This is a genomic window from Phytohabitans sp. LZ39, assembly GCF_059359075.1.
In genome coordinates this window covers 429,659-442,006 of record NZ_JCADBM010000002.1, presented here as the reverse complement: position 1 = coordinate 442,006, position 12,348 = coordinate 429,659, and the positions used below count along the sequence as shown (strand labels likewise).

At 71.5% G+C, this 12,348-nt stretch carries 11 protein-coding genes; 2 read left to right on the top strand and 9 right to left on the bottom strand.

The annotated features are described in order from the left end of the window. Window positions 1–120: 120 nt before the first annotated feature. The 7 genes from AC5L36_RS05675 to AC5L36_RS05645 form a co-directional block, all read right to left on the bottom strand. Window positions 121–1,080, bottom strand: a complete 960-nt coding sequence (locus AC5L36_RS05675; RefSeq protein WP_441214276.1) for a TAXI family TRAP transporter solute-binding subunit — start codon at window positions 1,078–1,080, stop codon at window positions 121–123. A 22-nt stretch (window positions 1,081–1,102) separates the two neighbouring features. Next, window positions 1,103–2,383 carry a pectate lyase family protein gene (locus AC5L36_RS05670; protein ID WP_441214275.1) on the bottom strand — a complete coding sequence of 427 codons (1,281 nt, stop codon included), beginning with the start codon at window positions 2,381–2,383 and terminating at the stop codon, window positions 1,103–1,105. An 87-nt stretch (window positions 2,384–2,470) separates the two neighbouring features. Then, window positions 2,471–3,187, bottom strand: coding sequence for an ABC transporter permease subunit (locus AC5L36_RS05665; protein ID WP_441214274.1), 717 nt, complete (start codon window positions 3,185–3,187; stop codon window positions 2,471–2,473). Beyond that, window positions 3,188–4,099, bottom strand: a complete 912-nt coding sequence (locus tag AC5L36_RS05660) for an ABC transporter ATP-binding protein (protein WP_441214273.1) — start codon at window positions 4,097–4,099, stop codon at window positions 3,188–3,190. After that, window positions 4,096–4,959, bottom strand: a complete 864-nt coding sequence (locus AC5L36_RS05655; RefSeq protein ID WP_441214272.1) for an ABC transporter permease — start codon at window positions 4,957–4,959, stop codon at window positions 4,096–4,098. Before AC5L36_RS05655 ends, AC5L36_RS05660 begins: the two co-directional genes overlap by 4 nt. Next, window positions 4,952–5,866 (bottom strand): ABC transporter ATP-binding protein, encoded by a 915-nt coding sequence (locus AC5L36_RS05650; RefSeq protein ID WP_441214271.1) that lies wholly within the window; start codon window positions 5,864–5,866, stop codon window positions 4,952–4,954. The genes AC5L36_RS05655 and AC5L36_RS05650 overlap by 8 nt, the downstream gene beginning before the upstream one ends. 81 nt (window positions 5,867–5,947) lie before the next feature. Continuing rightward, window positions 5,948–6,640 carry a B3/B4 domain-containing protein gene (locus AC5L36_RS05645; protein ID WP_441214270.1) on the bottom strand — a complete coding sequence of 231 codons (693 nt, stop codon included), beginning with the start codon at window positions 6,638–6,640 and terminating at the stop codon, window positions 5,948–5,950. Window positions 6,641–6,715: 75 nt separating this feature from the next. On the opposite strand from AC5L36_RS05645, the gene AC5L36_RS05640 reads away from it, so the two are divergent. Then, window positions 6,716–7,252: a DM13 domain-containing protein gene (locus AC5L36_RS05640; RefSeq protein ID WP_441214269.1), complete on the top strand. Its 537-nt coding sequence runs from the start codon at window positions 6,716–6,718 to the stop codon at window positions 7,250–7,252. 1 nt (window position 7,253) lies between these two features. On the opposite strand, the gene AC5L36_RS05635 is transcribed toward AC5L36_RS05640, so the two are convergent. Next, entirely contained in the window at window positions 7,254–8,465 is a 1,212-nt protein-coding gene (locus AC5L36_RS05635; protein ID WP_441214268.1) for a choice-of-anchor tandem repeat GloVer-containing protein, read from the bottom strand. Window positions 8,466–8,744: 279 nt separating this feature from the next. Here AC5L36_RS05635 and cysC point away from each other — a divergent pair, with 279 nt between their 5' ends. Beyond that, complete coding sequence (cysC, locus tag AC5L36_RS05630; protein WP_441214267.1) at window positions 8,745–10,274, top strand: adenylyl-sulfate kinase; 1,530 nt, start codon at window positions 8,745–8,747, stop codon at window positions 10,272–10,274. Here cysC and AC5L36_RS05625 read toward each other — a convergent pair. Next, a complete protein-coding gene (locus AC5L36_RS05625; RefSeq protein ID WP_441214266.1) occupies window positions 10,231–12,204 on the bottom strand; it encodes a CBM96 family carbohydrate-binding protein in 1,974 nt (657 codons plus the stop codon). The two genes, cysC and AC5L36_RS05625, sit on opposite strands and share 44 nt — an antisense overlap. Between the last annotated feature and the right edge of the window lie 144 nt (window positions 12,205–12,348).

Below are 12,348 nucleotides of genomic sequence, written 5' to 3'. Positions count from 1 at the left end.
CTGCCGGAGGCAACGAAGTAGCCGTGACCAACAGCGGACGGGTGAGGCCGCGGGAGCAACGGTCTGGACCACGACGGAGATCGCGGTAGCCCAAAATCTCCATTTCTTGGAATAGATCGTCTAGCGCTTGCGGTCGCGAAACCAGTCGACCGCGCCCGGATGCAGCGGGATCGACGACGTGGAGATCCCGGTACGCACGTTGATCCGCCACGCTTCGGGAACGTCTTCGGCGTCGTCGCGGCCGGCCGAGGCGATCGTGCCGGTGTAGGTGAAGACCGTGTCGGTGATGGCGTAGACGAGGTCGTCGGGAAGGTCGTTGCGCACGAGAAGCACGTTTGGCACGGCGACGGTCCGGGTGCCCGCGATGCCGGCGTACGCGGTCGCCGGGATCATGGCCGGCGCGTACGGGGCGGGGTATGCGGTGACCAGCGCGTCGGCCTGAGCGTCCAGCGGCACGAGGCGGATCGGATACCGCTGCGCCAGTTCGGTGATGGCCGGCGTCGGGACGCCGGTCAGGGAGAACATCGCGTCGATCTCGCCATCGCGCAGCGCGTCCGCCGACTCGGCCTGGCTGGAGTACCGGCCGTCGACCTTCGTCGAGGCGAGCCGGAGCACCCGCAGCGACGTGAACTCCGTGCCCGAGTCGCGGGCACCGAGGGAGACGCGCTTTCCCGCCAGGTCTCGAAACTCCTCGATCGGCGAGCCCGCCATGACCACCAGGTGCAGGTGGCTGTCGTAGAGCCGGCATATCGCCGAGATCCCGGCCGGCACGCTGCCGTCGGCCGTGATCAGCGCGTCGAGGCTGGACAGCCCGAGCTGCACCTCGCCACCCCGCAGCATCCGGATGTTGTCGCTGGACGCCCGGCTCGCCACGGTGGTCACCGTGGCGCCCGGCACCTGCTCGGTGATGTGCTCGGCCAGCGCACCGCCGATGCGCCGGTATACCGCCCCGGCCGGGCCGGTGGCCAGTCGGAGGTGGACCGCGTCGACCTCGGCCCGCCGGGAGCAGCCGGCGAGCAGCCCTCCCGCGGCCAGGAGGACGGCCCGCCGGCTGGGCCGGAGCTCCCGGCGCACCACCATGCCGCGATGATACGGACGCCGGTCAGCGCGCCAAGCTGTTCAGGTACCGCTCGACGTTGGTGTAGCCGTCGGAGCCGTAGTCGTCGCCGTCGGCGGCGTTCGCCGGGTTGAGCCCGTTGGCCCGCTCCCAGGTGTCCGGCATGCCGTCGCGGTCGCCGTCGGCCGGCGCCGTGCCCCCGTTGAGCGTGCCGAAGCCACCGACGACCGCCGGGTCGGTGATGATCGCGCCGCGCTGGCCGGTTAGCTCGCCGATCAGCCGGCGGTCGACCGGGTCACGCCGCAGGGAGGCACCGGCCTGTTCGACGACCGTCTGGTACGCGGCCGCGGCCGACAGCGCCGACAGCGTCGGGAAGGCGAACGGAGTCGGCTCGACGACCACGGTGCCCAGGTCGGCCGTTGTCGTGGCCCGCCCGTCCAGGACGCCGTCCTTGTCCGGGTCGTAGTAGTTGCCGGCGGCGTAGATGTGGAAGTTGAGGTTGCCCCGGGTGAACGGGCCGGCGGAGCCGGTCGACGGGCCCTTGACGAAGTAGTTGCCGATCACGTTGGCGTCGCTGCGTCCGGCGGAGTCGCCCTCGATGTAGGCGTCAGAACCCCAGTTGTAGACCACGTTGTTGACGAACTCGTTGCGCCCCTTGACCTTGGGGTTGCGGGTCTTGTTGTGGGCGTACAGGTTGCGCAGGAGGGACACGCCGTCGCTCTGCACCAGGCCACCGCAGGAGTGCGGGTCGAGGCCTTCGGAAATGATCGAGTTCTGCACCGTGATGTTGGTGCTGCTGTTGATCGAGAAGTTTTCGTCCCGGCCCCAGGACACCGACACGTGGTCGAAGATCTGGTTGCTGCCCTCGTTGATGGTGATGCCGTCGCGGTTCTGGTTGGGCGTCAGCCCGTGCCGAAAGCGCATGTACCGCACGATCACGTTGGTGGCGTTGGAGAGCGAGACCTGGTATCCCCGGGTGGCGACGCCGTCGCCCGGCGCGGTCTGCCCGGCGACGGTGATGTTGCTCTTGATGCTGAGCGGCGAGGCGAGGTTGATGTATCCGCCTACGTCGAACACCACGATCCGGGGTCCTTGGCTGACCGCGTCGCGGAAGGATCCGGCACCGGAATCGTTGAGGTTCGTCACGTGGTACACGGCACCGCCGCGCCCGCCGGTGGCCGCGGCGCCGAAGCCGGCCGCGCCGGGAAACGCCGGTGCGGCGGCCAGCTGGACCGCCGGCTCGTCCGACCCGGCGGTGGCCGGCGCGGCGAGCGGGACGAGGGAGGCGGCTGCGGCGAGGGCGACCAGGGCGGGCAACGGGCGCATCAGCCAACCATAGACCACTGTCACTGTCTCGGGAAAGCCCTTACCTCAGGGCTGGGCGCGCCGACCCAGCCCTGAGGACGGTCGGAGCTACGAGGTCTCCCCCGCGACCGAGAAGGAGCGCAGCCGGTCGATCGCGAGCACCGTGAAGCCGACCGCGAAGATCGCGGACATGATGATCGCGACCGGCAAGGACACCTTCGACTGGAGCAGGCCCGTCGGGGCGACCTTGTCGGCGATCGTCAGCACGTACTGCTGGACCGACAGCACCCGGGTGCCGGAGACGAAGTTGCCCAGCAGGCCTTCCCACACCAGCACGTACACCAGGCCCAGCAGGACCGGCCGCCGGGTGAACAGGCTCATCGCCAGGAACAGCGCCGAATACACCACCGAACCCACCAGGCCGGCCAGCGCGAGGCCAAGGCCCAGCCGCACCGAGTCGGCGAGCACGCCGGCCACGTACAGCGAGACGGAGACGGTGACCGTCGTGACCGCGGCCGCCACGACGAGCTTGGGCAGCACGATCTGCCAGCGGGGCAGCGGCTTGGTCAGGATGTGCACGATGGTGCCGTCGTCGATCTCCGAGCCCAGCACGCCCGTGCCCACGATGAGCGCGATGACCGGCAGCACCACGGCCAGGCCGAGGCCGACCAGGACCGGCTGGGCCCAGTTTTCCGGTGCCACGCCAAAGCCGCGGCTGAGGATGGCGAGCCCGACCACCAGCAGCGGCAGCGGGATGAGCAGGAGGAACCGGCGGCGGCCGAAGAGGCCACGAGCGGTGATCCACGCGATCGTCTGGGGTACCACCTAAGCCTCCACCAGGTAGGAGAAGACGCTCTCCAGGGACTCGTCCGAAGGGAGCAGCCGGCGTACCCGGATGCCCTCGGCGAGCGCGATTTTGGGCAGTGCGCGGGTGAAGCTGCCGTAGTCGCCGGCGCGCACGGTCAGGCCCGCGCGGTCGATCTCGACGCCGGTCACCGACGCCTGCCCCATCAGGGCCACCGCGAGCCGGCGGTCGTCCGTGGAGTGGACGGCGAAGACGTGTGGCCGGTTGGACATGAGGCGGCGGATCGCGCGGTAGTCGCCGGAGGCGGCGAGCCGGCCGGCCACGATCACCTGCACGGTGCCGGAGACCTGCTCGACCTCTTCGAGGATGTGCGAGCTGAAGAGGATCGTGCGGCCGGTCGAGCCGAGGCGGTGCAGCAGCTCCATCATGTGCAGCCGCTGGCGCGGGTCCATGCCGTTGAACGGCTCGTCCAGCAGCAGCACCTGCGGGTCGTGCACCAGCGCGGCGGCCACGCGGGTGCGCTGGCGCATGCCCTTGGAGTACGTCCCGATGCGGCGGTCCTGCGCGTCGGTCATCTCGACCAGCTCGAGGGCCCGCTGCGCGGCCGCCTCCGGGTCGGGCAGGCGGTGCAGCCGGGCGCTGACGAGCAGGAACTCGCGGGCGGTCAGGAAGTCGTGCACCGCCTCGCGCTCGCTGACCAACCCGAGTCGCTTGTAGACGGACGGGTTGCGCCAGGTGGGTTCGCCGTCGATCGTGACCGTGCCCCGCGAGGGGGCGAGGAAGCCGGCCATCATGTGGAGCACGGTGGTCTTGCCGGCTCCGTTCGGCCCGAGCAGGCCGGTCACCCCGGGGCCGAGCGTCATGGTGACGTCGTTGACGGCCACCACGTTGCCGTACCAGCGGGAGACGCCGGCGAGCGTGACGTCACTCATGTCGAGGCGACCTTCCGGTAGCGGGCCTGGAGGAGGGCGACGCAGCCGGCCACGAGGCCGATCATCACCGCCAGGTAGAGCGGGCCGAACGGGCCGATGTCGTCGTTGCCGTCGGGCGAGCCGAACATCCACACGCCGACGCCGAAGACCAGGCTGGCCGGGCTGAAGAGCAGCGCCAGGTCGTTCATGGTCTCCGACGGCATGACCGACACCACCCCGACGATCGGCGTGGTCATCAGGAACACCCCGACGATCCCGCCGGCCGCGAACGCCCGCTTGCCGGTCAGCGACGCGACCAGCAGGCCGATCCCGGCGAAGACGGACGCCCACATCGCCGCGTAGAGCAGCCCGGGGCCGACGTCGCCGACCTCGGTCCAGAACTGGCTCATGCTGTCGACCGAGAACGCGGCGATCAGGAACATCACGATCTGCGGCGCGCCGAGCAGCAGCCACACCGCGGTGGCCAGGGCGGCCAGCTTCGCGTACGCGTAGTCGCTGCGGCGCAGCGGCCGGGAGAAGTACAGCGGCAGCACGCCCGCCCGCAGGTCGCGGGAGACGAGCTCGGGCGCGACGACGGCCACGAAGAAGACCACCAGCCAGGCCATCATGTCGGCGAACGCCGTGTAGGTGACCCCCGCGTCCGGGATCTGGGTGCGGACCGCGGCGAGGATGACGCCGGTCAGGAAAACCACGCCGAGCACGAACCACGGGAAGATCTTGGCCTTCGCGCTCCGGCCGAGGCCGAACGCGGTGCGCAGCCCGTGCACGTACAGCGAGGTGAACACGTACCCCCGGCCGAGGCGTGGGCCGGCGTAGCGCTGGTAACCGATGTCGTGGATGACACCCGCGGCCTCAGACATGGGTCACCTCCCGGGTCGCGAAGAGCTCGGCGACGCGGTGGCGCCGCTGGTCGAGACGGTGCAGCGGCAGGTCGAGCTCGGCCACCGCGGCCAGGATGCGGTCGTACGTGGCGTCGTCCTCAAGCGGCACGAGCAGCAGCCGGCCGTCGCGCCGGACGCTGAGGCCGAGCAGGTCGAGCCGGGCGGCGAGCAGGTCGGTGCCCTCGCTCACCTCCACCGCCAGGACGTCGGTGACCGTGGTCATCGCGGAGATGTTGTCCGAGCGCAGCAGCCGCCCGCCGTCGATCGCGATCAGCGAGTCGCAGATCCGCTCGACCTCGCCGAGCAGGTGCGAGCAGACCACCACCGAGATGCCGAACTCGTTGCCGATCCGGTGGATCAGCGCGAGCATGGCGTCGCGGCCGGCCGGGTCGAGGCCGTTTGTCGGCTCGTCGAGCAGCAGCAGGTCGGGGTCGTGCACGAGCGCCTGGGCGAGCTTCACACGCTGCTTCATGCCGGTCGAGTAGCCACCGATCTGGCGGTAGCGCTCCTCGTACAGGCCGACGTGGCGCAGCGCCTCCGAGGCCCGCTCGCGCGCCGCGGTACGCGGTAGGCCGCTCATCCGCCCCAGATGGGTGACGAACTCGGCGGCGGACAGGTCGGGCGAGAGCGACTCGTGCTCCGGCATGTAGCCGACCCGGGCCCGCACCGCGGCCGCGTCGACGGTGGGATCGAGATCGAGCACGCGCACCCGACCGCTGGTGGGGGCGAGCAAGCCCAGGAGGATCTTTATCAGCGTGGACTTGCCCGCGCCGTTGGCTCCGACCAGCCCGACGATGCCGGGTTCGACGCTGACCGTCAGGTCAGACAGCGCCGTCACCCGGCCCCCGTAGGTCTTGGTGAGCGATTCGGTCGCTATGAGGGTCACGCGGTCAGCGTAGGTAACGGGGAGTGTTCGGAGGTATCAGGCGTAACCCTGGACCTGCCCTCAGGGTCTCCCCCGGCGGGCCTATGTCGCCGGTTGTAGGGTACGGCTCTCGATCTGTACCCCCGGGCTGGTGGCGCGGAGCGCGTCGACGAGCGCCGATCCGGCCTGGGCCAGCGCCTCGTCGCTCATCGGCCCGAGCGCGTCGAGGATGAACACCGCCTTCGTCGTGGTGGGGCCGAGCCGGGTGCGCACGCACTGGCGCCAGTTCCACCGCCGGCAGGTGACACCCTCGTCGTCGCGCCAGACCACCTCGCCGGGGCTGGGGTGCTCGACGGCCGACGCACCGTCCACGATGGTGTCGAACGGCTCGTCGCCGGTGGCCCGCACCAGCCGCAGCGGCCCGCGGTACCGGTCCACGTCCTCGCCGCCGATCGGCACCGCGTGCAGCACGGACACCGCGTTGTACGCGTCCGTGAGGCGGTCGACCCGCGGCAGGCCCTGCGGCGCGCGGCGCACCAGCGCGTCGACGCTCGGCCGGGTGCGCTGCGGCTTGGCGCCGAACGCCCGGAACGCCTCCCGCCACGCCTCCACGTGCGGGTGGTCGACCGGTGCCCCGTCCTCGGCCGCGCGGAGCAGCTTCTCCGTGACGCCGTCGCTCGGGCCGGGCACCAGCCCGTCGGCCAGGATCAGGAAGGCGCGGTAGTCCGGGCGGAGCGCGAACACCGATGGGTCGACGTACGCCTCCGCGAACCACTGGTCACCGTGATGCACCATGCGGTCATGATACTGACCGCAGCGGTAACCGTTTCATAAGGGTCACCGGGCCTGCGCGGGCGGTCTACTGAGGGGGTGTTGCGCAGGCCGGTGATCTGGATCGTCGTCGTGGCCGTCTTCGCCGTGGGCGGGGTATTCGGCCTCTACTGGTTTCAGCCGTGGAAGCTCGTCACCGACAAGGAGGTGAGCGAGACCCTCGCCGCCGTCGAGACGACGCCGCCCGCGGCGGCTCCGGCGGCGACCGGGAGCGCCGCGCCCAAGGCCCCGACCGTCGTCCGGCAGGGCACGTTCATCACCCACGAGCACGAGACCACCGGCACCGCCCGGATCATCCGGAACGCCGACGGCTCGCACCGCCTCGAGCTCGTCGACCTCGACACCTCGAACGGACCCGACCTGCGGGTGTGGCTGACTGATCAGCCGGTCAAGAAGGGCACCGCGGGCTGGCGCGTCTTCGACGATGGCACCTGGCTGGAGCTTGGCCGCCTCAAGGGCAACAAGGGTGACCAGGCGTACGCGATTCCCGCGGATACCGACCTCGACCGGCTGCACAGCGTTTCTATTTGGTGCAAGCGCTTCTCGGTCTCGTTCGGCGCCGCCGCGCTGAGCTAGGTCAGGGCGTCACTTTGAACACCTGTCCGGCGGAGCTGGGGCCGCCGCTCGCGTTGGTGCCGTACAGGTTGCCGCCCGAGTCGCGGACCAGGCCGCCGTAGGAGCCGGTGCCGGCGCCGCTGAAGGTGTAGAGCACGCTCTGCGTCCAGCTCGCGCCCGAGGGCGCCAGCTTGTACACGACGCCGCCCGCGCCGAAGACGCCGCCGACGGTCGTGCCGTAGAGGTCGCCCGCGGGATCGGCGATCACGCCGGCGAACGGCGAGTGACCGCTGGCACCGCCGGGGAAGTTGAAGATGACGCTCTTGGTCCACGTGGACCCGGAGCCGGTCAGCTTGTACACGGTCCCGTTGCTACTGGTGCCACCCTCCGACGTGGTGCCGTAGATGTTGCCGGAGGCGTCCAGCAGGACGCTGCCAAGCGGGTTGGCGCCGTCGGTGCCGCCGGCGAAGTGGTGCAGCACCGTCTCGGTCCACGTCGACCCGCTCGGCGACAGCCGGAAGACGGTGCCGGCGTTGGCGGACCCGCCGTCGACCGTGGCGCCGTACAGGTTGCCGGACTGGTCGAAGACCAGCGCTCCCCGGCCACCCGGGTGCCTGCCGTCCGTGCCGGAGCCGAAGTGGTGCAGCACGGTCTGGGTCCAGCCACCGCCGCCGTTGGGCGACAGCTTGTAGGCGATGCCCTGGCCCCACACTCCGCCGCCGCCCGTCGTGCCGTAGATGTTGCCGCTCGCGTCCAGCGTCACGCCGCCGGTGGGCAGCTGGCCGCCGTTGCCGCCGGGAAAGCTGAACAGCACGCTCTGCGTCCAGGTGCCGCCCGCGCCCGGCGACAGCCGGAACACGGCGCCGATACCGCTCGCGCCGCCCTGGTAGGTGGTGCCGTAGAGGTTGCCGGCGGAGTCGAGGGTCAGCGGACCCTGCGGGAGCCGGCCGTTCGAGGGCTGGAAGGTGTGGATCGTGGTCTTGGTCCAGCCCGACCCGCTGGACGTCAGCTTGTAGGCCGTGCCGTCGCCGGACCCCCCGAAGGTGGTCGTGCCGTACAGGTTGCCGGCGGAGTCGAAGACGACCGGGCCTTGCGGGCTTTCACCGTCGCTGCCGCCGGCGAAGTTGTACAGCACCGTCCCCGTCGCCGCCCAGGCCGGGGCCGCCGACACCGTCACCGCCGCGAGCGCCACCGCTACCGCTGCGGAGATGACCACTGGATACCGGACTCTCACAGAGAACTCCCCTCTTACTGTGAGTGAAAAGCTCGTCTCCGAACGTGAGCGAGCCGCCGCCAACCTAACACGATCAATCGACGCCCATGCATTGATCGGACCGTCGCCTGGGTCACAACGACGACGCTTCTTGTCGATGCGCGCCGCCGGTGCGGGCGAACCGGGTCACGTACCGGTATCGTCGCTGCGTTCCGGTAGCAGACACCGGGGAGCCGTGGCACTCTCGACCGATGAGCGGACGGCTGCGAAACTGTGAGCCGATTCGCCGTTGGGGGTGGGATGAGCAACGGGTGGGTGATGCCCGACGAGGTGCTGCGCGACGCGCCGGCCTACACGCCGCGCTCCTTTGAGCTGGCCGACCTCGAGCTGCTGCTCTCTGGGGCATACACGCCACTGACCGGCTTCCTGGGCAGGGCGGATCTGGCCGGTCTGGCCCGCCGCGGGCGGCTGGCCGACGGCACGCCCTGGCCCGTGCCGGTGACGCTCGAGATCCCCGGCGACCTCGTCTCCGACCTCGACCTGGAAAACCCGCTCCAGCGCGCACTCGTGCTCACCGACTTCGAGGGCGCCCCGGTGGCCGCCGTCGACGTCACCGACGTGTGGCCGACCCGCGAGGGGCGCTACGGCGTGGGCGGTGCCGTGCGGCGGCTGGGCGACGGCGGGCACGGCCCGTTCCAGCGGCTGCGGCGCACGCCCGAGGAGGTCAAGTCGCTGCTGCCGCCGGGCCGCGTGCTCGGCGTGATCGCCGACCGGCCGCTGCACCGTCCACAGTTGGCGCAGATCGCGCACGCCGCCCGTACCCTCGCGGCCCACCTGCTGATCCTCATCCCGGTCGCCGGGCCGAGCCTCGACGGGCTGCCGCCCGAGGTGCTGGTCCGGGCCGTGTTCGCTGCCCGCGACCGGATGCCGCCGGCCACGCTCGTGGCGGTGCCGCTGGCCCGGCGCGGCGACGAGATCCGCGACGCGCTGCTACGCGCCCGGGTCGCCGCGGCGTACGGGGTGACTCACCTGCTCTCCACCGGCGAAATGCTCTCCGGCGGTGGCCCGCGCGTGCTGGTGCCCCGCGAGCTGGCGTACGACAACCGCGACGGCCAGTGGCGCTGGCGCGACGACATCCCTCCGCGCAACAGGCGGTTGGCCCTGCGTCCGGAAGAGATCGAAGACCTGCTCGACCGCGGCTTCCCGCTGCCCGAGTGGCACACGCCGCCGGCGGTCGCCAAAGAGCTGGCCCGGGCCCGCCCGCCCCGCCGCCACCGCGGGCTCGTCGTCTTCTTCACCGGGCTCTCCGGCTCCGGCAAGTCGACCATCGCGCGCGGCGTCGCCGACGCGCTCCGGGAGAGCGGCGACCGCAGCATCACCCTCCTCGACGGCGACGTGGTGCGGCGCGAGCTGACCAAGGGCCTCGGCTTCACCAAGGAAGACCGCGACACCAACGTGCGCCGCATCGGCTGGGTCGCCGCCGAGGTGGCCCGCCACCGCGGGATGGCCCTGTGCTGCCCGATCGCCCCCTACGCCAAGGCCCGAGCCACCGCCCGTGCCCTGGCCCAGGAGGCGGGCGCGGGCTTCCTCCTCGTGTACGTGTCGACGCCGCTGGCCGTCTGCGAGCGGCGCGACCGCAAGGGCCTGTACGCCAAGGCCCGCGCCGGCCAGCTTCGGGGGATGACCGGGATCGACGACCCGTACGAGGTGCCCACCGACGCCGACCTGGTCGTCGACACCAGCGAGATGCCGGTCGACGAGGCGGTGCAGGTGGTGCTTCAGCACCTCACGGAGACGGGGTGGGTCGAGTCGCGCCTCCAGCCGGCCTGACCCGCACCTGGAAGGTGCGCTCCAGCCCGAGCTCGCGGTAGGCGGCCAGCCCGTCCCGCGTGCGGTCCACCCGCGAGTCGCGGCCCCGCTGGTCGCTGGGCGTGTCGAAGTACACCATCGCCTTGACCCGCGGGAAGAGCGGCATCTGGCGGCTGACCGAGCCGTAGAAGCCGGCCCGGTGGCCGGGGTTGCCGTCGTCGTGCCACACGCCCCACTCGCCGAGCATCAGCGGCTTGTCCGGGTGCCGCTCGGCGGCCCAGTTGTAGAACCCGGGCCAGGACGGCTTGCTACTGGACCGGCGGTTCATCATCTCGGCGAAGTCGCCGAAGCCGTACCCGCCGCGCTCGCTGTAGGCGTAGGCGTCCCAGGCGATCCAGTCGATCACGTCGTCGCCCGGGTAGAGGCTCTCGAACCAGGGCTGGGTGTTCAGCGGCACGTACGCCATGTAGTTCATCACCGAGACCAGGTTGGACACTCCCCGCTCGCGGAGCCCCACGAGCACGTGGCGCACCATGGCCGCGTAGTCGGTCGCGGTGCGGCCGGAGCCGGGGCGCGGGTCGACGTCGTTTTCCGGCTCGTGGTGCACGGTGAAGAAGAACGGCTCGGTGAGCGAGCTCTTCAGGCGGGCGGCGAGCTTGTCCAGGTACGCCTCCGTGGCCCGGTCACCCTTGGCGATCTGCGCCCAGGTGGCGCCCAGCGGCTTCCAGTTGAGGAAGAGCACCCGCTCGCGGGCGATCTCGATCTCGTCCGCGGTCGGGAAGTTTTCCTGGCCACGGTGGTACGCGTGGTAGATCGCCTGCTGGCGCCCGGTCTTCTGCTCGAAGTCGCGCAGCGCCCGCGCCCGCGGCGTTTCGGTGTGCGCGCCCGGCGCCACGCCCCACAGCACTCCGCAGCTCGGCACGAGCTTGCTGTCGGTGGTGCAGTTGGGGTCGGGGTTGGTGGGCGGCGGCGTGGGGCTGGGCGGCATCGTCGGCGGCGTGGTCGGCGGCAGCGTCGGCGTGGGCGGGAGGGTCGGCGTGGGCGGGAGGGTCGGCGTGGGCGGCAGGGTCGGCAGTGTCGGGAGATCCGGCATGCCCGGCAGGGTCGGCAGGGTCGGCATGCCCGGCATCGACGGGAGGGTCGGCAGGGTCGGCATCCCCGGTAGGGATGGCAGGGCCGGCAGGTCGTCCGGGTCGGTCTCGTCCGCCGGCAGCCCGGCGGCCGGCGGGGAGCCCGCCGTTGGGGCGCCGCTGGGCGGCAGCCCGCCGGGCAGCCCGGGGATGGCCGGCGTGGAGATGGTCGGCACCGGCACCGACGGCGGGCTCGGCGGCGTGACCGTGCCCCAGGGCAGCACCTTGCCAAACCAGGAGAGCCACAGGGTGGGCTTGACCAGCGAATCGATCGGCGGCACGCCCTCGTTGGCCCAGAAGGTCGCGTAGCCGTCGCCGGCCGGCGCGGTGACCGCGAACGCGTACGTGCCCTCGCGCTGGATCACCCGGCTCACGTCGAAGACCACGCTCTCGTCGTGCGGCCGGGGCGCGGCGCTCGCCACGACGGTGCCGAGCTGGGGCGCGGAACGGGCGTTGAGCGCGCGCTCCCGCCAGTCGGTCGCCGGCACCCGGGTCAGCTCCATGCGGCCGGGCAGCTCGCCTGAGCGGCGGCTCAGCCGCACCTCGGCCCGGACCGGCGCCTTGCCGCCGCGCAGTCCCTTCACGGCGAACTTCAGGTAGGTCACCGCCGCTCCGCCGCCCATCCCGCCGGCGACGAGCTCGGCACCGCCGCCGCTCTCGCGGTGCGGGTCGCTGGTGCTGGCGAACGTGTCCTCAGCAGCCGCGATGCGCTGGTCGGGGGCCCGGCCCAGCTGCCCGCCGGCATAGCCGAGCAGGACGGCCAGGGCAGTCGCGCCGACCGCGATGCCTGCGGTAGCGCCGACGATCTTCGCTTTCGCCATGGGAATACCTCCCGTGCCGCGTGGCGGGTGTGCGGGGTGGTGCCGTCGTGACGGCTGGTGCCCACAGATACGCTATATGGCTTTAGCCCGTTTCACACCTTTTATTTGGATACACGGACCGACACGCCGGGAGTTACGAACTCG